The organism is Roseibium hamelinense, from assembly GCF_007830545.1.
Classification (GTDB): domain Bacteria; phylum Pseudomonadota; class Alphaproteobacteria; order Rhizobiales; family Stappiaceae; genus Roseibium; species Roseibium hamelinense.
In genome coordinates this window covers 954,329-973,384 of sequence record NZ_VLLF01000001.1, presented here as the reverse complement: position 1 = coordinate 973,384, position 19,056 = coordinate 954,329, and the positions used below count along the sequence as shown (strand labels likewise).

At 58.6% G+C, this 19,056-nt stretch carries 19 protein-coding genes; 9 read left to right on the top strand and 10 right to left on the bottom strand.

The genetic code is table 11. From position 1 onward, the window contains the following. Positions 1-51: 51 nt before the first annotated feature. Positions 52-585 (bottom strand): hypothetical protein, encoded by a 534-nt coding sequence (locus JM93_RS04550; protein WP_145340836.1) that lies wholly within the window; start codon positions 583-585, stop codon positions 52-54. Between the two features lie 357 nt (positions 586-942). After that, positions 943-2,073, bottom strand: a complete 1,131-nt coding sequence (locus tag JM93_RS04545) for a hypothetical protein (protein ID WP_145340835.1) — start codon at positions 2,071-2,073, stop codon at positions 943-945. A 718-nt stretch (positions 2,074-2,791) separates the two neighbouring features. Between JM93_RS04545 and JM93_RS04540 the strand changes: the two genes are divergently transcribed. Continuing rightward, positions 2,792-3,559: a substrate-binding periplasmic protein gene (locus JM93_RS04540; RefSeq protein ID WP_208994927.1), complete on the top strand. Its 768-nt coding sequence runs from the start codon at positions 2,792-2,794 to the stop codon at positions 3,557-3,559. A gap of 60 nt (positions 3,560-3,619) precedes the next feature. On the opposite strand, the gene JM93_RS04535 is transcribed toward JM93_RS04540, so the two are convergent. The 3 genes from JM93_RS04535 to JM93_RS04525 form a co-directional block, all read right to left on the bottom strand. Continuing rightward, entirely contained in the window at positions 3,620-5,428 is a 1,809-nt protein-coding gene (locus JM93_RS04535) for an SPFH domain-containing protein (protein WP_145340834.1), read from the bottom strand. A gap of 119 nt (positions 5,429-5,547) precedes the next feature. Beyond that, a complete protein-coding gene (locus JM93_RS04530) occupies positions 5,548-5,862 on the bottom strand; it encodes a hypothetical protein (RefSeq protein WP_145340833.1) in 315 nt (104 codons plus the stop codon). 134 nt (positions 5,863-5,996) lie between these two features. Beyond that, a complete protein-coding gene (locus tag JM93_RS04525) occupies positions 5,997-7,544 on the bottom strand; it encodes an alpha/beta hydrolase (protein WP_170230516.1) in 1,548 nt (515 codons plus the stop codon). Positions 7,545-7,642: 98 nt separating this feature from the next. Between JM93_RS04525 and JM93_RS04520 the strand changes: the two genes are divergently transcribed. Continuing rightward, positions 7,643-8,824 carry an aminotransferase gene (locus JM93_RS04520; RefSeq protein ID WP_145340831.1) on the top strand — a complete coding sequence of 394 codons (1,182 nt, stop codon included), beginning with the start codon at positions 7,643-7,645 and terminating at the stop codon, positions 8,822-8,824. Between the two features lie 117 nt (positions 8,825-8,941). Further along, positions 8,942-9,970, top strand: coding sequence for an asparaginase (locus tag JM93_RS04515; protein WP_145340830.1), 1,029 nt, complete (start codon positions 8,942-8,944; stop codon positions 9,968-9,970). Here the strand turns inward: JM93_RS04515 and JM93_RS04510 are convergent. Then, positions 9,967-10,413: a GNAT family N-acetyltransferase gene (locus JM93_RS04510; protein WP_208994926.1), complete on the bottom strand. Its 447-nt coding sequence runs from the start codon at positions 10,411-10,413 to the stop codon at positions 9,967-9,969. The genes JM93_RS04515 and JM93_RS04510 overlap by 4 nt on opposite strands. Before the next feature lie 36 nt (positions 10,414-10,449). On the opposite strand from JM93_RS04510, the gene JM93_RS04505 reads away from it, so the two are divergent. The 3 genes from JM93_RS04505 to JM93_RS04495 all read left to right on the top strand — a co-directional run bounded on the left by JM93_RS04505 (position 10,450) and on the right by JM93_RS04495 (position 13,362). After that, positions 10,450-11,253 (top strand): dimethylarginine dimethylaminohydrolase family protein, encoded by an 804-nt coding sequence (locus JM93_RS04505; RefSeq protein WP_145340828.1) that lies wholly within the window; start codon positions 10,450-10,452, stop codon positions 11,251-11,253. Positions 11,254-11,454: 201 nt separating this feature from the next. After that, entirely contained in the window at positions 11,455-12,324 is an 870-nt protein-coding gene (locus JM93_RS04500; protein WP_145340827.1) for a type 2 periplasmic-binding domain-containing protein, read from the top strand. A gap of 120 nt (positions 12,325-12,444) precedes the next feature. After that, positions 12,445-13,362, top strand: a complete 918-nt coding sequence (locus tag JM93_RS04495) for a substrate-binding periplasmic protein (protein WP_145340826.1) — start codon at positions 12,445-12,447, stop codon at positions 13,360-13,362. 35 nt (positions 13,363-13,397) lie between these two features. Here the strand turns inward: JM93_RS04495 and JM93_RS04490 are convergent, their stop codons facing one another. Next, the gene (locus JM93_RS04490; protein ID WP_145340825.1) at positions 13,398-14,780 is read right to left on the bottom strand and encodes a TIGR03808 family TAT-translocated repetitive protein; all 1,383 of its coding nucleotides are present in this window, start codon (positions 14,778-14,780) and stop codon (positions 13,398-13,400) included. Positions 14,781-14,971: 191 nt separating this feature from the next. On the opposite strand from JM93_RS04490, the gene JM93_RS04485 reads away from it, so the two are divergent. The 3 genes from JM93_RS04485 to JM93_RS04475 all read left to right on the top strand — a co-directional run bounded on the left by JM93_RS04485 (position 14,972) and on the right by JM93_RS04475 (position 16,685). Beyond that, positions 14,972-15,244: a hypothetical protein gene (locus JM93_RS04485; RefSeq protein ID WP_145340824.1), complete on the top strand. Its 273-nt coding sequence runs from the start codon at positions 14,972-14,974 to the stop codon at positions 15,242-15,244. Between the two features lie 97 nt (positions 15,245-15,341). Further along, on the top strand, positions 15,342-15,725 hold the full coding sequence (locus tag JM93_RS04480) for a VOC family protein (RefSeq protein ID WP_208994925.1): 384 nt from the start codon (positions 15,342-15,344) through the stop codon (positions 15,723-15,725). A 375-nt stretch (positions 15,726-16,100) separates the two neighbouring features. Then, positions 16,101-16,685, top strand: coding sequence for a TetR/AcrR family transcriptional regulator (locus tag JM93_RS04475; protein WP_145340823.1), 585 nt, complete (start codon positions 16,101-16,103; stop codon positions 16,683-16,685). Positions 16,686-16,691: 6 nt separating this feature from the next. Here JM93_RS04475 and JM93_RS04470 read toward each other — a convergent pair whose 3' ends face one another. The 3 genes from JM93_RS04470 to JM93_RS04460 all read right to left on the bottom strand — a co-directional run bounded on the left by JM93_RS04470 (position 16,692) and on the right by JM93_RS04460 (position 18,866). Further along, positions 16,692-17,438: a substrate-binding periplasmic protein gene (locus JM93_RS04470; protein ID WP_145340822.1), complete on the bottom strand. Its 747-nt coding sequence runs from the start codon at positions 17,436-17,438 to the stop codon at positions 16,692-16,694. Between the two features lie 164 nt (positions 17,439-17,602). Further along, on the bottom strand, positions 17,603-18,367 hold the full coding sequence (locus tag JM93_RS04465; protein ID WP_145340821.1) for a DUF3750 domain-containing protein: 765 nt from the start codon (positions 18,365-18,367) through the stop codon (positions 17,603-17,605). A gap of 160 nt (positions 18,368-18,527) precedes the next feature. Next, positions 18,528-18,866, bottom strand: coding sequence for a YHS domain-containing (seleno)protein (locus tag JM93_RS04460; protein ID WP_145340820.1), 339 nt, complete (start codon positions 18,864-18,866; stop codon positions 18,528-18,530). Positions 18,867-19,056 lie beyond the last annotated feature (190 nt).

The window sequence follows — 19,056 nt, the reverse complement described above, 5'->3', positions numbered from 1 at the left end:
CGCCGCGGACAAGGCGGTGATTGCACAGGCCCAATGTGCGTTTGGGAGCCGTTATGGCTCCTGCCGTTCCCGGCAAGTGTCAATCGGGTAACCGCGGCTGACATGGGTTCCGGTGGCCGTCTGGCCCGCCGCGCGGGTGCCAACCGGCCGTGTGCCCGGGGACAGCATGTCTCCTGCCGCATGAGCGGCCAGCATCTGCGACGGGATCGCGGTGCGCATTCGGCAAGGTTTTCCGGCGAACATCTTGCGCCCCGGATGGGCCCCCGCCAGGCGGGACGAAACGGCGGGCGGGGTTTGCGCCGCCTGAGAGTGTTGACCGGCAGGGGCAGCCTCAGAGCGTGCCGGGTTCAAGAGTGCCCTGCTGTCCCGGTTGGGGGCAGGGGTGTGGCCGGGGGACGCGTCTCCGGCACAGGTGTGTCCCATGGTGCCGTCCGTGTCTGCGGCAACGGCCTGTTCCAGCCGGGCGATGCGGCGCTTCAGCTCTTCCATGATGCGCCGGGCCTCGCTCATGCGGGCGTTTCTGGTATCGAGATCGGTGCGCAGGCTTGCAAGCTTCAGGCTGACTTCATGGACGGTAATGTTCATTGGCGGCGGCTCTTTGATGCGCGGGGGCGGAAGCGCCCCGGCGCACACAAGGCGTCAAGGCACGGCGGCAGACGGTCGTTCGGCCCGCCGGCGCCCCGGGCCCTCCGACAAGGGGCTCGGGACATGGCGCCAGGGCGCCGGCGGTCGGCAGGTGCCGGGCCTTGAGAACGGGGCCCGGCACGCGGTGGTCAGGAAATGGAACAAGGACACGGCCAGTGATGGTCTTTGGGAGGTTTGTTTATGCCCCCGGCGGGCACCGGAAGGTTGTTTTGTTATGATGTTACGGTGTGTCGCTTTTTTGTGCAATCATGAGTTTTTGTGTTGGTGGATTGCTAAGTATTTTGTTCTCGTGCCTCTCTATACTACGAGGGTCAAGCTGCCGCTCAAGGCTGATACAGAATAGGCACTTGATGAAACAGATGAACTGCTAACGCACAGCGAATCAGTCTCTTGTGAAATAACAGATGAGGCAGAGGTTACGGAACTACTCCAGACTTCTACAAAAGATAGGCTTGAGCTTGACGCTGTACTCGAAACCTCAACACCTGAAACTTCAGCTGATAAATCCTTTTTTTCAAAATCGAATTTCGTGATGCTAATTCCGGACAACTTGTAACCTATCGACATGATATCTGACTGAAGTGAGAAGGTCTTGATGGCAAAGTCTGCCGACAGGCTTATTGCTAAAGACGCGGCAAGGTTTAACTCGAGCTTACCTCCCATTGTGTAGAGGCGCTTGTGCCCCCAAACGATACCTGTCGAAATGCCATCCACGCGCGTCAGCGAATCTCCATAGGTTCTGGATTCAGTGTTCGCTTTGTACGTGGTTATTGTGTCGCCAGTCACTCGGGTTTCAGACTTGCCTTTGATGACGACGTCATGGCTCCGCGATCGTTCAACATAAGAAGCGTTCCCATCATCCGCTGAAATCACAATATCCTTTGCGCCGAGCTTGAAATCTTTTCCAAGCGAATCTTTCAGCTCGCTCTCTAGCTTCGCTCGGTCCAGCCGATCTCCAGTGACCAAGTTCATGCCACCATTTTCAGCTCTGATGGTGATGTTGTCCTCAACGTCAAGGTCATAGTCCCCCTTCACCTGGGTGAACAATTTCTCCCCGGCCTTGACCAGGATCCGACCATCGCAGGCGAGCAGAATTCCGTGCGAATCTGCCGGTTCTCCCGCGGCGGTCGCATAGGGATCTGTACCAGCAGCCTTTGCCTCATCGATATGGTGTTGAGGATAAATGTCCGTATACGCCATACTGAATTTTGTTTGTTCTTCGACATCCGAATACTCTCCCAGCCGCAGAAACGTCCCCAGTTGTTGATCGTCGGTTGCGTTGTCAGTCGCGTTCGCACTTTTTGGGACATAAAAATATGTGTGCTGGGTTTGATAGTTGAGGCCCGAACCGTCGAGCACCTGGTTGGGCTGACCGGAATTCGTGTATTGTTGTGTGGGAATGGCCCCAAGCTCGTCCTGAAAGTCCATTTGTTTCCCTGCCCGCGTCTTGCGTGTAATTATTGACTAAAAACAATTGTAAGTTGGATATTTTTGAAAAGAACCCTCATTTTTAAGGATGCGAAAGCGGGCCTGCCGGGATTTGTACTTGCCAATTTTCATAATAATTCACATACAAGCCATTGGTTCTGTTCGTGATTTTTTTGGCTGCACGGCGTCAAGCGTCACTTATGCCGGTCAAAACTGGACTCATCAGTTGGTCAAAACTGGCCTGATGTTTTTCCGGCGCCGAACAGGCGAATACGGGCAGAAAGCCTAAATTTTTCAGCCCGGAAGCAGATTTTGAAACATTTGGTCAAAAATGCACCGGCCGCGGGCGCTGCGGACGCACATGCGGGGGGGCGCAGTATTGAGCGGGCTTATGGGTCGGATTGACGCTGGTCGCGCATTATGCCGGCCCGCGAACCTTGACTGCCGCATGCGTAATGCCAAGTCTGCCTTTCCCAGGCGGGTCTTGCGTGTCTCGCCTTAACCGGCATGTCCTGCGGGCCGGTGAGCAGCAGGCCGGTTGGTATCGGGCTGGTTCGTACCGGGCATGGTGCCGCCGCGAACCGTTAGACTGATCCGGGCGGACGAACTGTCGTTTTTGACAGTCTGGACAAGACGGACAGTCGTGTTGGAATAGGGGCACCCATCTAAAAAGGACCACCCGGCGCAAAATGCCGGTAAACAACATGGCGAAACAACAATGCGTGCACGTTTTACACTAGCTCCGCTGTCGCGCCTGTGTGCTGCGGTCGGAATGATTTTTTGGATCGCGTCCGCTTCGGCCGAGCAAGTGCTCATCATGGGCATGGACGACTGGCCCCCGTTTCGCATGAGCACTGAAAATGGGTTTAGCGGGCTTGACCTGGACGTGATGGCGGAAGCTGCGCGGCGTCTGGACATTGAAATAGACACCCAGCGCTATCCCTGGGGGCGCAGCCTGAAGTCCATGGAAAACGGTTCGATCGACCTGATGAGCGGTCTTGCGTACCGCGAGGCCCGGGCCCGCTACATTCTATACACCGACACGCCCTACTATTCCTGTTCGACTGTGTTCTACACGTCAGCCGGAAAGGCCTCGAGCCTGACAGTCTATGAGGATCTGGCGCAAATGAGCGTCGGCTATGTCCTGCATTCGGCTTATTTCCCCCGGTTTGACCAGGATGAGGCGCTCAACAAGATTGGAATGGCGGAAGAAATCAGTCTGTTGGAGATGCTCAAGAACAAGCGCCTTGATGCGATCATCGGGACAGACTGCCAGATCGACTATCAGATCCGGTCCGAAGAGCTGGGCGGTGTGATTGAGAAGGCGGACTACCGGCCGGGCAACCAGGTTGACCTTTATTTCGGCATCTCGCGCAAGTCGGACTTCGCCGACAGGGTCGATGAGGTGAATGCGGTCATAGCCGAATTGGTCGAGAATGGTTTCGTCGCCGATGCGGCTGAAGCCTATTACGGATCAGACAATTAGGCGTCTTCGCACCGGAAGGTGCGGTCGCGCGGTACACGGTTCGGCAGTTGTGACCGGGTGTTATTGCCCGGTTGACCGGATCGCGCCGCCAGGCTGAGCGCCGATGCTTTGCGGCGCCGTCTGGCCGCCGATGCTGGCGCCGAGCAATGCAGCCGCACCTGCAAGGCCGGCACCGTCGCCACCAACCACGGTGTTGGGCACCAGCTTGCCGACAAGGCCGACGAGCTCCGGTTTGCGCTCCAGCGAGGTCAGCAGTTTTTCCAGCGCCTGAAGCAAGGCAACCCGGTCCTGGCCCAAAACGTCGACCTGGGCACGCTGTCCACGGGCGAGCTCTTCCAGATACTGACGCTCCGCCCGTCCAAGGGCAGCCCGCTCCTGTTCGCGCTGGTTGGCGACCTGAACGGCGATTTGCGCCTCGACCAAGCGCGGCTGTTCGTCGGCGGTCGAGCGGGCCTGTTCTGTTTCTATGCGTTTTTGCTGCGCATCGGTTTCGCGTTCATAAGCGGTCGACAGCTGATCGGCGAGCTGAACGCGCAGGCGCGAGACCAGAAGCTCCGGCGGGATGGCCGGTTCGCCGAGCCGGATCTCACGAATGTCGACCCCAGCCTTGTTGCCTTCCACCTTGATCTGCTGCTCGATGGTCTGCTCCAGGGCATCGCGGTTTTCGATCAGGTCCAGGACGCGGGTTGGGCGCACGGTGAAGCTGGCCGGTTCGACCAGCGTTCCGTCATCGGCCTTGTCCGGCACCCGGATCGACGCGCCGGCCACATTCCGGACGATAGACCGGATCGCCGGTGTCAGGATGCGGTTTTCGATCTCAACAAGACCGCCGACGGATCCGACCACGACAGGCGCATTTTCCGGATCGACCTGAACGAGGGCTCGCAATTCAAGCGGGATGTCCCAGCCCTCAACCTTGACGAACACCGCCCGGTCGGCGGCATCCTCCGGCACGGGTTCGTTCACAGAGCGCTCGTTCTGCTGAATATTGCCCTGCTGATCGACTGACAGATCGATGATCCGCTTGGTGTAGCCACCCTTGTACTCCCAGGTCTGCACGCGGGTGTCGACCAGGGTGACCTCATAGGCCTGCCGGTTCAGATAGTAGGCGCCGGGAAACAGCGGGTCTTTCCAGATGCCGACGCAGCCGCGCGGCACAAGCGGCACGGTCAGTGCTTCCCGCGAGACCTCGGAAGCGGAGACCTCCTCTTCGACGCAGCTGATGCCCGGCTGGGTGACATTGGACTTGACCACGCCAACATGACCGGCGGGAATCACGGTGGCGTTTGTCTGTTCATCGAGGCGCAGGTCGAACAGGTAGCGGTTCAAGCGGTATTGGCCGGGCTTGAGCACGGTTTCCTGCGGTCCGCGAATACCGCCATTGGTCAGAAACACTTCTGCCTTCAGCATGTCGCCGACCTCATCGTCGGGTATTGCTGGGGCCATGAACATGCCGGACGGCATCGCGTTGCCATCAAGGGTCGTCAACTGGCCGTAATAGCCCTCCGGAATGGTGACGACCTCGTATTCTTCGAAATCATAGAGGACGCGCACCAGCGGTATGAAATGAAATCCGGGACCGAGGATTTCCGCCTGCGGACCCTTTTCGCCGTCCATCGCGATGATGCGGCCGGGCGGCAGCTCCTTGAATGCGTAGATCCGTTTCAGATGGCCGACCCGGTCGGCATCAACGAACACGAAAGAGGTCGAGGCCAGCATGAACAGGCCGATGCCGACCAAAAGAATGCCGCCGCCGCGGCCGAACAGAAAGGCAAGTCTGCCCGAAGGCGGTGTCGAGGGGCCGGCCTTTTTAAGCATCAGGACGATGCCGGCGCCCAAGGCCAAAACTCCGATCAGCACGCCGAGCATCGCAGCTCCCCCCGAATCGTCTTCGAAAAACTGTCTTAAGGGTAGCCATAGAGCCAGAATTGGGAAACAGCTGCGTGACTGTTTTCACGAAATATCGGCCGGAGGGTAAAAAGGGGGGGTTACCAGCAGACGCGGGTGGTGCCGACAGTCACGTAGTCGCCGGTAAATTGATCCCACCTGCGGATCGGCCGGTCGTGGCACTCCGGTGTTTGTGTGCCGTCCTCAAAGACGGCAAGACGGGACTGATCCTTGGTGATGGGCGGTTCGGCGTTTTGCCCGGAGGTCTCGGCCCCGGAGGTCTCGGCCGTTGTGCCCGTCGCGGGGGTTTCGGCGGCCGAAGAGACTTCACTGCCTGCGAGCAGGACGGAGAGCGACAGCAACAGCGCACCGACAAACGCGGCCAGCATCAAGGCAAACGCGGTCTTGTGGTACATGGCTGGCCTCCCCTTTCCCTAACCGGCCACAATGCCGGTGTGATGAAACACTATCCGGGCCGGCAGCTTTGCGATGTGACTAGTGTCACGTTTTGCGCGAAGCCATGGACGCACCGGGCAGATCGGGCCCGGTATTAGCCGTCTGGCGTTGCGTCAAGCTGAAGAAAGTCCCGTGTTTTGTGCAGCATCACATCGTGAAACGGGTTCCAGCGCATGCGCAACATGTCGGCCGGGGGTACCTCGGACATGCCCCGTTCACCGCGCAGGGCAAGGTTGCCAAGCTGCAAACGGGAATGCTCGGGCGCGGGAACAACCCCGTATAGCGGATCCTCCCGGGCGAACGGCAGGGACACATGGGCAAGGGAATAGACCCCGCGCGGCCAGCTAACGCCAGTTGGAACACGATCAGCGGTGTTCGCTCCGGCAGGTGTCCTCTCCACAACGGTGTCCGGCACAGATGCGGTTTCGTTGGTCAGTAGATGCAGGGCATAGGTGCGGGTTTCGTCGCCAAGTGCGGCCTTGACGAACTCGGCGGACCCATCGGCCAGAATTGGCCGTTGGGTCATCAGCTGGTTGGTGCCGAACAAAAACAGTTCGGAACCGTTTTGCGGCAGCAAGCCATAGAGGTTGGTGATCATGTCCCGCGTGACAACCGTTGCATCGACCGTGGACGAGAATCCGAGAATCGGTGGCAGGCCGTCATGCGTGCCCGCGTCAAAATGGGCGCGCATGCGGTCGCGGATTTCCACGGTCAGCTTACGGGTCACATATCCGGCGTTGATGGCAAAGGATGTGTATTTGTATGGATCGTATTCCGGCCCGGTGGCGTTCCAGGCGAGATGCTGCACCCCCAGAATATGCCCCAGCCGGATCGCCAGGGGCGCATAGGCTGCAGCGGGTGTCACGCCGATGGCGGGCGACAGCATGACGATTTTGTCGGCACGTGGCAGGTCGGGAGTGTCCAGCTGGCGCAGTGCATACACAACTGCCAACGCCGCACCATTGGAGTAGCCAACGATGTAAAGCGGCTTGTCCGGCGCCCTGTTGTGGAGATCCCGCACAGCGAGCGCTGTTGCGGACACCATGTCCTCGGCGGTGACGTCCAGCAGACCCGCGGGTGCCGTGCCGTGTCCGGGAAGCCGCAATCCGGCAACGGTTGCGCCTGATTGATGAAGCTTTTCGCCCAGGGACCGAAGGCTATAGGGTCCATCCGACATGCCGTGCAGCAAGAGCACCGAGGCGGCTGGCGTGTCCTGCTCCAAGATGAACGTGCGGTTGTGGTTTTCAGGCCAGGTTTCCGGGTTGGAAATACTTCCGGGCTGGAACCGGTTGAGTTCGTCCGCGTCATCAAAGGTCAGTTGTGCCAGGACTTCCCGGTCGAGCTCTTCGAACAGTCTGTCCTCCAGTGCCTGATACTCTTTCAAGGTGGCTACATTGCTGTCTTGCCGGTACTCCTGTTGAAAATGCGCGGTGTGCCACAGTTCGAGATCCGGCTGGCTTTTCAGATAGATCACCAGGACGGCAACAATCGCGAATGTGCCGCCGAGCAAGGTGAAGCCCGCAAACTTTAGCATCTTGATTGTTGAACGTCGAAGCAGGCTGGACATGGCTGAACCGGACGGGTTGAACGTGAGCGACAGGCAACAGGCGTCTATCGCGGATGGGTCATGTGAGCGCTGCATGCAGCAGAAGTCAAACCGTGGTTGTTGGGGGGCGCTCAAACACCTCGACCAAGCCGTCATTTAGGATTAAACAGGCGCAAAATCAGTGAGGAGGTTCCATGAAGCCGACCAACCCCGTTTTCACCGGCATTGAGACCACGGTGTTTGAGACCATGTCGCGGCTGGCCATGGCGCATGATGCGGTGAATTTGGGGCAGGGGTTTCCCGATGTTGATGGCCCGCGCGACATCCTCGAAAAGGCTTCGGAAACCTTGCTGAGTGGCCCGAACCAGTATCCACCCATGCTTGGGCTTCCCGAATTGCGCCAGGCGGTGGCTGCAGCCAACAAGGCGTTTTATGGACTGGACGACGACTGGGCCTCTGAAGTGCTTGTGACCTCGGGAGCCACGGAGGCCCTTAATGATTGCCTGATGGCGCTGGTTGAGCCCGGGGACGAGGTTATTCTGATCGAGCCTCTCTACGATTGCTACCTGCCATTGGTGAAACGGGCTGGTGGGATTCCGGTTCGTGTTCGGGTCACGCCGCCTGCGTGGGATCTCAACGCGGATGCGCTGGCAGCGGCATTCAATGACAACACGAAGGCCATCCTGATCAACAATCCGATGAACCCGACCGCCAAGGTGTTCACCCAGGATGAATTGCAGCTGATTGCCGATCTGTGCAAGCAGCATGACGTCTATGCGATCTGCGACGAGGTTTATGAACACCTCGTCTTTGACGGCGCGGTACATCGGCCGCTGATGACTTTTGACGGCATGCGCGAGCGCTCTGTCCGCATTGGGTCGGCGGGAAAGACATTTTCGCTGACCGGCTGGAAGGTCGGCTATGTGACCGGCCCGGCTCACTTGATCGACCCGATCGCAAAGGCGCATCAGTTCGTCACCTTCACGACACCGCCGAACCTTCAAAAAGCCGTGGCCTACGGCCTGGGAAAGAACGCAGATTACTATGACGGCCTGGCCGGTGAGCTGGCAGGAAAACGCGACCGGATGGCCCGCGGGCTGGAGGCGCTTGGATTTGGTGTTTTGCCCTGCGCGGCCACCTATTTCCTGACCTGCGACATTTCCGGACTTGGACTTGGAACGAGTGATGTCGACGTATGCCGGAAGCTGGTGAGTGAAGCAGGTGTTGCGGCTGTGCCGGTTTCTGCCTTTTATGGCGCCGACGCACCCGGCGGCTTTATCCGGTTCTGTTTCTGCAAACGGGATGAGGTCATAGACGAGGCTTTGGCGCGCTTGGCGTCCTATCTGTCCACACCCCGGCAAAGCGCATCCGTTTAAACAACGGGCGGGCTGACATGCCCGAGCCTATGAACACTGCCTTTTCGCACACGACCGGTGAAATCCGCCGGTGCCCTTTTCTCCGGCCGGCGCGGCCCTCATACAAAGGAAACTCTCATGGACAATCCGGTCCTGGTGAATGTCACACGCGGTTCGCTGACCGAAAGCCGTCATCGCGGCAGCCTTGCCGTCGTCGACAGCGCCGGCAAGACGGTGTGTGCGCTGGGCGATGCCGATGCGAGGGTGTTTCCGCGCTCCGCCATCAAGGCTCTGCAGGCGCTGCCGCTGGTGGAATCGGGCGCCGCCGAAGCGCTGGATTATGATGATGCGGAACTTGCGCTGGCCTGTGCCTCGCACAATGGCGAGGCCATTCATGCCAATTCCGCGCGGGTCATGTTGATCAAGGCCGGGTTGTCGGAGGCGGATCTGGAATGCGGGCCGCAATGGCCGCAACGCATGGAAGATGCCGCAGAGCTTATCAAGGTTGATGAGGTGCCCTGTCAGCTTCACAACAACTGCTCCGGCAAACACGCCGCCTTTCTTGGACTTGCAAAGATCATGGGTGGCGCCACGAAAGGCTATGTCAATCCGGAGCATCCCGTTCAGCAGGAAATCAAGGCGGTTATGGAGCAACTGACCGGCGACACCCTAACCAGCGACATTTGCGGCACGGATGGATGCTCCATCCCGACCTATGCCAGCCCCTTGCGCAGCTTCGCCAAGGCCTTTGCCGTGTTCGGAACGGGCGACGGGCTTGAGCCCGGACGTGCGTCCGCAGCCGAGCGGCTTTATGAGGCCTGTGTCAACGAACCATACATGGTGGCTGGCGCGGGCCGCTTTTGCACCGAGGTCATGGAGGCCTTCAGGGGCCGGGTGTTCGTCAAGACCGGCGCGGAAGGCGTGTTCTGCGCCGCGATCCCCGAGCTGGGATATGGCGTGGCGCTGAAATGCGATGATGGCGGAACACGCGGCGCGGAAGTCATGATGGCGACGGTCCTTGAGCGCATGCTGGAGCTCAATGAAGATGAGGCAAAGGCTATCGACCGTCAGGTCAATCCTCCCGTAAAAACGCGGCGCGGCGCCATTGTTGGCGATATCCGGCCAACGGCTGATTTTCTAACGGCGCTCAAAACCGCACTCGGTTAGGCGCTCCTGACGCCCCCGAGTGGCTTGTGCATGCGGACCTTATTGCCGCTGCGCTCATACTCCAGCCAGCCGAGGTGCCGGTATAGCGCAACGTTGTCCGGCATTGCGGCATGGGTTGCCAGGCTTATGTCGGAATATCCGCGTTGCGCGGCCTGTGCGCAGCACGCCTCGATCAGACGCCGTCCGATGCCCTTTTCGCCATGGTCCGGATCCACAGCCACATTGAAAAGAACCGCGGTCTCGCCGTCCAGCACCAAAACAGCGCCGCCGGCAATGCGACCGCCGGTTTCCGCGACAAAGACGCTGTGTGCCTGGATGTCCTCTTCCAGCCCGGACGAGACCTCCGGCAGATCGGGCAAGGCTGCCTTAAAAGGTGCATAAGCCCGGTCTATGCACAACTTCAAAGCGTTTGTGTCTTGCGTCGTTGCCTGTCTCACGCTCACAGTCAAAGCCTATTACCTTTCAAAGAGTTCTACGTTATGCCCCATCACCCAGGTCTGTCTTACCGTTTCACCCACGCCATCACCCGCACACCTGCGGACAGTGTGGCGCATGGTTTGCGTGCCGTCGACCACGGGGACCCGAGCGGAGAGGCGTTTCGCGCAGAACATGCGGTTTATGTCAAGGCGCTTCAGGATGCGGGGGTGAAGGTCGAGACGCTTCCCAAGCTGGAGGCATTCCCGGACAGCTGTTTTGTTGAAGACCCTGCGTTCTGCTTGCCCGAAGGGGCAATCCTGCTGCGCCCCGGTACGGAAAGCAGAGCAGGAGAAGCCGCTGAAATCCGGCCGGCGCTCGAACGGGCCTTCAAGAAGGTTGTCGAATTGCCGGGCATCGGCGCGGTTGATGGCGGTGATGTTCTGATGCTCGACGATACGATCCTGATCGGTCTGTCCGCACGCACCGATCGGGAAGGCGCAACTGCTTTCAAAATGGTTTTGGAAGGCTGGGGCTATGCCGCCAAAATCGCCCAGACACCCGAAGGTGTGTTGCACTTCAAGACGGCCTGCGCAGCTCTCGGCGGGCGCAAGGTGCTGGCAACCCGGGCCATGATCGACAGCGGAATTTTTGAGGATCTGACAGTGCTGGAGGTTCCTGAGGATGAAGAATACGCCGCCAACGTCATTCGAGTAAATGACGTGGTGCTTGTGCCGGACGGCTATCCGAAAACCAAGGCAGTTTTGGATGCGGCAGGGTACAGCACTGTCGTCGTGCCAACGCACGAGGCCCGCAAGGTGGATGGCGGCCTGTCCTGCTTGTCGCTTCGGTTCAACCCGGCAAATTGAATGGTTGATGTGCCGTTCCAGCTGACTGGCGCGGCAACCGCAAGGGGCCTGCGCGCGTGGGCTGAGCCCGCGGAACGCTTCTGAAATCCGCGGCCGGCGGCTTTAAACAGTTAAATAAGCAATCTCCGTTATCATTCGCGCTGGGCTGCAGGACTATGTTGGTATTTGCGGCAAGACATGGCGCGATGAGAAGGAGAGACCATGACGTGCTTCAAGATCGCGGTTGCGTGCATGGCCTTTCTGGCTGTCCTGACCAGCGATATCCTTGCCAAAGATGTCCGTTATCCGGTTGAGCCTGGCCGGCGGGATGTGGAAGATAATTTCGCGTTTCAGGTGTTGAAGCTCGCTTTGGAAAGGTCGGGTGGTGATTGGAATCTCGTCCCCTCCGAAAAGGGTGCAATGAATGAAAACCGGGCGAAACTGTTGATCAGGCGCGGAGCCGGTGTTGATGTCGGCTGGTACGGTACCTACGCAGCGCTAGAAAAAGAGCTCATGCCGGTTCGAATTCCGATCGACGGTGGCTTGCTCGGCTGGCGACTGTTTTTGATCGATGGTGTCCGGCAGAGTGAGTTCGATAAGATTCAGACCCTCGACGACTTGAGACAACTCACCCTTGTGCAAGGCGATGGGTGGGGCGACATTGCCATTCTGGAGGCTGCCGGAATGAAGGTGGATACCGGGCCATACAGTGATCTGTTCACGCTTGTTGGGGCGGGGCGTGCGGACGCATTTCCACGTGGGGTGAACGAGGCTTTCGCGGAACATGAAAACCGTGTGGCCGAGGTGCCGAACCTCGCCATAGAGCAAGGGATCGTGGTCTACTACCGCTATCCAATGCTGTTTTTCGTTCGCAACGGCAATCAGGAACTGCATGACGCAATCTACGGCGGGCTTGAAAGGGCATATGCGGACGGCTCGTACCGGGAGCTTTTTGAACACCACCCTGACAATAAGGTGTCGCTCACAACCGCAAACCTGAACAACCGCCGCAAATTCGAGATCCCAAACCCGTATCTATCCCATGAGACCGCAAGCATTCCAGAGAAATACTGGTTTATGCCGAAAAACTGACCGGGTGCGGTCGTTTCCGCTAAAAAAACGCGCAAGGGGCCGAGCCGAGCCTATATCGAAAGGATATGGAAAGCTTGTTCCCCTAATACCGGGGAGGCTGGTCTGCCTTGGGAATATCGTATGGTTTCAGTCAGCATTTCATCTCCGCAGGGGCGCTGTTTTTGGTGGGGCGCTCTTTGCAGGGCACTTGTGTGCGCGGTGTTTGCCGTTTTCGGTATACTGTCCGCTTTCGCGCAAACTGCCACGGCACCTGTGGTCCGCTATCCCGTGGAAGCCGGACGTGATGTTGAAAACAATTTTTCATTCAAGGTTCTGAAGCTCGCTTTGGAGAAAACCGGGGGCGATTGGCAGTTGGTGCCAGCAGCGGCCCCTATGAACGAAAGCCGCTCGAAGCTCTTGTTGGAACAGGGTTGGCAGATTGATGTCGCCTGGTATGGCAGCTACGCCGAGCTTGAGGAGCGGCTTTTTCCAATCCGCATCCCGATCAATAAGGGGCTGCTAAGCTGGCGCCTTTTGTTGATTGATGGCCGGCAGCAGGACAAGTTCAGCGCAGTGAGGACGATCGAAGACCTGCGGCGCCTCACGCTGGTGCAAGGTGAAGGTTGGACCGATGTCGACATTCTTCGCGCAGCCGGTTTTTCAGTCCAGGAAACACCGTATGAGACCGCATTCAAGATGGTCGGGGCGGGGCGCGTCGACGGGTTTCCCCGTGGCGCCAGCGAAGCCTATTTCGAACAGGCGAACACTGTAGACCATGTGCCCAATCTTGCGGTCGAAAAGAGCCTTGTGATCCACTACCCGCTGGCGAAGCTGTTTTTCGTGCGCAAAGGCAACGCTGCGCTCCACGCCGCCATTCGTGAGGGGCTTGAAAAGGCGCACGCGGATGGCTCTTACGATGCCCTGTTTTTCAGTCATCCGCCAAACCGTCAGGCGCTGGAATTTGCGGGCTTCAAAAACCGCCGCAAGTTTTCCATCGAAAACCCGCTTCTGTCCGAGGAAACCGCCAGCATTCCGGACAAGTACTGGTACCGCCCCTGAAAAAAACCGGGGCGGGACAGCCATGAGGACCGTTTTCAGGCGGAGATTTGGTTTCCGCGTACGGTGAGGTGAGACCACGCGCCGCTGCCCTCCAGTTCATCGGTCGACTTGTCCAGCCAGCGGTAGCCGTAAATGGCGCCCAGCCGGCTCGCCTGGATGATGTTGTCGCTGATGATTGCCGACCCGGCACCTTTAACGACACTGACCGCGATGCCCGTCCCGCAGTCGCGCAAGACATTGCTGGAGGCAATCACATTGCGCAGGTAGGGCCCCCAGCCCAGGAGCAGGCCGAATTTCGGAGCGCCTTCGACAATATTGCCGGTGATCGTGGTGTCGGCTTCCGCAGCGATCCCGATGCCGAAACCGGCAACCTCAGGCGGGTAGGGGCCGTCTTCGACAATGTTCCGGATCAGATTGCCGGAACACACGGCAAGCCGCCCATCGTCGATGAAGTTGGCGATCGAGATACCGATCGTGCCGCCATCGACGATGTTGCTGGAGATCAGGGCTCCCTGAAAACCGAATTCCGAATAAATCGCGGTTTCACCCGACCGGGAGCAAGAATTTCCCGTGATTTGGACGTTAGAACCCGCATTTGCGCGGATCGCCGAAAATGCACAATCGGAGATCCGGTTGCCGGAGACAATGACGTTTCCGGCCCGGAATACATTGATGCCATTGCCAAATTGGCCGGTGCCGCCATTCTTGGCACCGATCCGCTCCACCCGGTTTCCCGTCACCAGGGTGCCATCTTCGCCCTCTGTCCAGCGGTAAATCCAGATGCCGCCATTTGCGCAATCGCTAATGATATTGCCCGAGATCCGGAGCCCGGTCGCCTCATTGGAGCGTATGGCCGCTTCGGCGGCGCCGGAAATCATGGAGTTTTCGATCCGTCCAGAGGACCGGTCGAGGATCACGCCATAGCGGCTGGACCCTGTCACGATGCAGTCGTCGATGCTCAGCCCCGACACATTGCCGAAATACAGCAGGCCTTCACGGTGGTCGCCGATCGACCGGTTGGCTCCATCAAACGTGACGCCGGTCAAGGTGATGTTGCGCACGTCCTCCGCGCTGGCCAGAACGCCGCCGCCGCCCTGATAGACGAGGCGCGTCCGGCCCGGTACGCCGACGATCATCGTGCCGGACGGCAGCCGCAGATTGGCAACAGGGTAATCCCCGGCCGGAAGAAACAAGGCCCGGCCACGCTCGATCGAACGGTTCAGCGCCCGCTGGAAAAGCTGGCTCTGGTCATCGGGCGCTCCGGGCAGCAGGCCGAGATCCGCCGCGTCGATCGAACCTCTCATTTCCGCAACCTGCACCAAGGCTCCAGCGCCCGTCCCGGAAAGGCACAAGGCTGTGCCGGTCAGAAACGCCCGGCGTGTGAGATGTGGCTGGAAAGGAGGCCGTTTCAGGGGCATGACGCAGATACTGTCCCAAACTGACGAAAAGAGGCTGTGCTTGAGAGAATCTGAGCAAGAGCCATGCCGGAGCGCATAGCTTGGCCCTTGGTATTCGATAGCCGGGTAACAAAATTGACGCTTATCAAAGCGGGTAATCCGCGTTTGTGATAACCTAACGTCATCAAGATCAGAGCTTGGGAGGACTGGTCATGATTGCCCTGGAAGACATTATTGGACTGAGCGGACTGACCGAGGACGAAATCCTGGCACTTGCCGAACACGAACACTTACCCGAGGTCGCTGCTGCCGCCATGGGGGCCTACCTGATGCACAGCCGCGACGGCCCGCAAAAGATCCGTGTGATGATCGAGGACGATATCCGCGCGGCTCTTGCAAGAGGCGACTGGAGTCACGCAAAAGAGCTGTTCATGGCTCTGCGGCACTTTTTGAAAGAGCACCGCGACGCACTTCAAGACGCCTAGCGGCCGGACCGTCCCGGCGTTTAAAACCGGTCGTGATTGCCGGCCTGCCGTGGCGATGCTATCCGGGGAGCTTTCATGTCTGTTTGTGAGAGTTTCCGTGTCAAAAGAATTGCTTACCGGGATCGAAGGGGTGTTTGTCCCGGTCTCCGACCCTGAAGTGTCCGCCCGTTGGTATCAGGAAACTTTAGGCTGCGAACTCCGTTCGATCGAGCCTGACGCAGCGGTTGTAAAACTCAGCTCAAAGGCCCCGACGGTTCTGTGTCTTGTGCGGACAACGCCCCCTCAAAAAATGGTCTTTCCGCAAAACGAATTCGGGGTCGGAAAATACATCAATTTCCTTGTTGAGGATTTTGATGCCGTTCGCCAGACGCTCAAACAGAAGAATGTATCGATGGGGTCTGTCGGCGGGGAAGGCTCCTTCGGGTTCTTCACCTTTTACGACCCGGATGGCAACCCGCTTGGCGTATGTCAGTCCCTATAATGGCCCGGTGAAGCAGACGTTTCGAAAGTCGATGCCTTCCCGCTGAAAAGCCATGCCTTGCCGGCAAAGCGCAGGAGCGCACCAGCTTCGGGCGTGTTTCACCCGATACACCGGGGGATTGAGGCCGCGCAGGCCGTAACCGGCGGAAACAGGTCTGATTTGCCCCGGTAAAACGCCCCGCCCAGGGGGTGTAGTCAGCAGCCGGACACAGGGCATGCGTGCGGAAAATCGATATCAAGCAAAGAACGAATTGATATTTGACCATACGTCAGTTTGTAATAGGATGTTGGGAACCTGTTGGTACAATATTTTTCATGATGGCGGTTGCTGAGCCCGGCTGCTTTCCGGTCTGACATAGGTTTTGAAAGGCGAAGCATGGCGCGTCCGCGAGAGTTTGATATCGACGAAGCGATCAACGGTGCGATGCGCCTGTTTTGGGATCAAGGCTACGAGGACGCCTCGCTGGCGGATCTCTTGGTCGCCATGAAGATCACCAAGGGATCGTTTTACAAGGCGTTCACTGACAAGAAATCGGTATATCTGGCGGCGCTCGATCTGTACTCCGAGACCGTCGTCCAGCCGGCGGTGGATGCTCTGAAGGATCCCGGAAACGGGACGGGCGATCTGCGTATTCTTGACCTGTTTGAAATGGTGGTGTCCGCCGCGGATGCGGACGGAGACCGCCAGGGGTGTTTCCTGTGCAACGCGGTTGTCGATCGCGCTGCCCATGATCCGGAAATCGAGCACAAACTTCAGGACATGATGCGCCGTTTGCGCTCGGGGTTCGTCATTGCCCTGTCGGACCCGTCCCTGGGCATGAGCGAAAAGCAAGTCCAGACGACAGCCAGCGGTGTCTTGGCCAGCTATCTCGGTCTGCGGGTCCTCGGGAAAGCGGGCATGTCGCAAGAGCTGGCCAATGATTGCGTAACGCAGGTGCAGAGGCTGTTGACCCCCCATTGATCCCGGTCAGCGCATGTCTGCAATGAACTGCTCTTCCGCGTTTTGCAGGGATGGCAGGTGATCTCGCAGTTTTTGCCATAAATCCCTGTTTGCCGCGTTTTTCGACAGCGTCAGATAGATATCGGAAACTCCGATCGGGTCTGGGAACTCCCGGACATCGGTGATGCCAAGATGGTTCGCTTTCCAGATCGCCACGAGATGCGGTGCCACAAACGCATCGAGGCGTTTGAGTGCCGTGCCGCGCAACAGTTCGGAAACCGTTTCACGGCCCTCGACCCGGGCCTTGCCGCTGTCCTCCAGCTTGCGGAAGTTCGGGTGCATCCGTCCCCTCGCGATTTTCCCGATCGTCAAACCGTGAAGCTGCTCCGGATTACCGGTAAAGGTGAAGGGGGCGTCTTTGTGCGCAAAGATCTTCATCTCAAAACGGGTGATTGGCGTACTCGGATAGTCGAGCCACGCCTCGCGCTCCCGCGTGTAGACGACGGGAAAAATAAGGTCTGCGCGCCCAACCTGGGTCTCCAATTGTGCGCGGGGCCAAACGGTGATGCGGAATTCGACGGGGACACCAGAGGCGGTGGACGCCGCGCTCACGACTTTGACAAGAAGACCCTGCGGCGTGTCCGCCTCATCCAGATAGATATAAGGCGGCGCTTCGAACGCGGTGATGATCAGACGGCGGTCCTCTGCTTTGGCGCAGCTCGTGAGGAGCAAAAGACACATCATGCAATGCGCTAGCACGCTGGCTTTTTGCATAATCGGTCCTTCGAGCTTTGAGTTCGGTAGCACACACTGCGCCAAACAGCGGGCGCCTTCAACCAAAAGAGGAACACTTATGTTTCAATTATCTTGAGCGATTTTTTCCGACCATGGGATTTGCGGGCATGCGATCGCCCGTTCTGGGCTGATCTGGTAGGCGATCAGGTTGCGGGGACACGGCTGGGCAGGAGGTCCAGCCGTCCGATCATGGGCAACTTGAGCGAAACATCCTTGATATCGAGCCCGTAAGTCAGGCCGAGCAGGTTCAGCTCGATCCCTTCTTCGACAGCCACCAGCACTCCGGCCAGGCCAGAAACAGAAAACTGATAGCCGGTTCCGCTTGGGGCCTTTGCCCACAGACCGGTCTGCAGATAGTCCTTGCCGATGGCGGTCGGGGGCAGGTCGAGCTTCAGTTCGGGAACAATCCGGCCCAGATGTGCAATGAACGTGTTGGAGTTCGGGCCGGGCCAAACCGTGTATTTGTTGTTGTACTGATACTCTTGAATGGCGTTCAAAAGCCGCGGGATTGCGGCGTGTGCGCTGTCACCGCGAAAATCGGCGAGCAATTGCGGATCGGATCCGAACCAGCGGCTGTCCGGTGCCCGGCGGGACGCGGAAACGGCATTTCCTCCGTAGCGTACCCGCCAGCCGGTCACCTCGTAAGTCGTGAAATGAGGCGCATCAGCCTCCTTGATCGAGATCCAGCTGTGAACGCCGAAATAGCCGCGCCAGCTGAAGGCGCGCGCCGCATAGACCTGGATGATCGCCTGTTTTTCGATGCTTGGATCGGGCGCGATGCCGACCGGGTCGCGGTTTGCGGTGCTCCAGTGGGCCGCAGAGGAGTGGCTGCCAAAAACGAATGCAGTTAGCCCGAGGCCGAGATTGAAAAGCAAAAAAACCGCAGAGATGATCACGATCCGGCGCATTGTCTGTCAGGACTCTCAGGATATGACGGTGCCAAACTATTATGGGGCGCCGCTCCCAAGGGAACCAGTAAGAGGGTTAGAGTCTTCGGGCTACCGAAATTTGCCGCTGACTGTGAACCGGTCTGAATCTCAGCTGGAAGGCTCCCGTGAAAACCCTGCCTCAATTGGTGGCGGACAAGTTTTTCCAGTGCGCGTCGGCCTTTGAGATGTTGCCCGGAATGTCTTTTTTCCAGCGGGTTTGAACGCTCCTCGAGTAGTTCAAATACAGCCGGTTGCCGACGATGTGCCATGCGTTTGGGTCGATCTCCGCCTTGTAGCCGCGGGACGCGCCGAAGGCGCAATAGCCGTCATATTTGGGCGCGTATTTGTCTGGGGAGCTGTTGAAGATCTCCAGATTGCGCGCATTTGCGAAATGATAGATGTTGCCGTCGTGCTGTGCTGTGAACTCTGGCGACCCGAGCTGGGGCGCCCCCGCGGTAAAGTAGGAACACTGGGTCATAGCCCTTGATAGCCGGATAGGGCTTGCCGGCCGCCAGCGCCAATAAGGTCATGGAGCTGAGCAGAAACACGGCCATTAGCCCAGTTTGCAACAACCATCTCATACCAACCTCCCGCATGTCTTGAGCGCAGATCCGCGACACCTATGAAATGGAACCGGTATCTGATCCGCTCAAACCACTTTCTGGTGA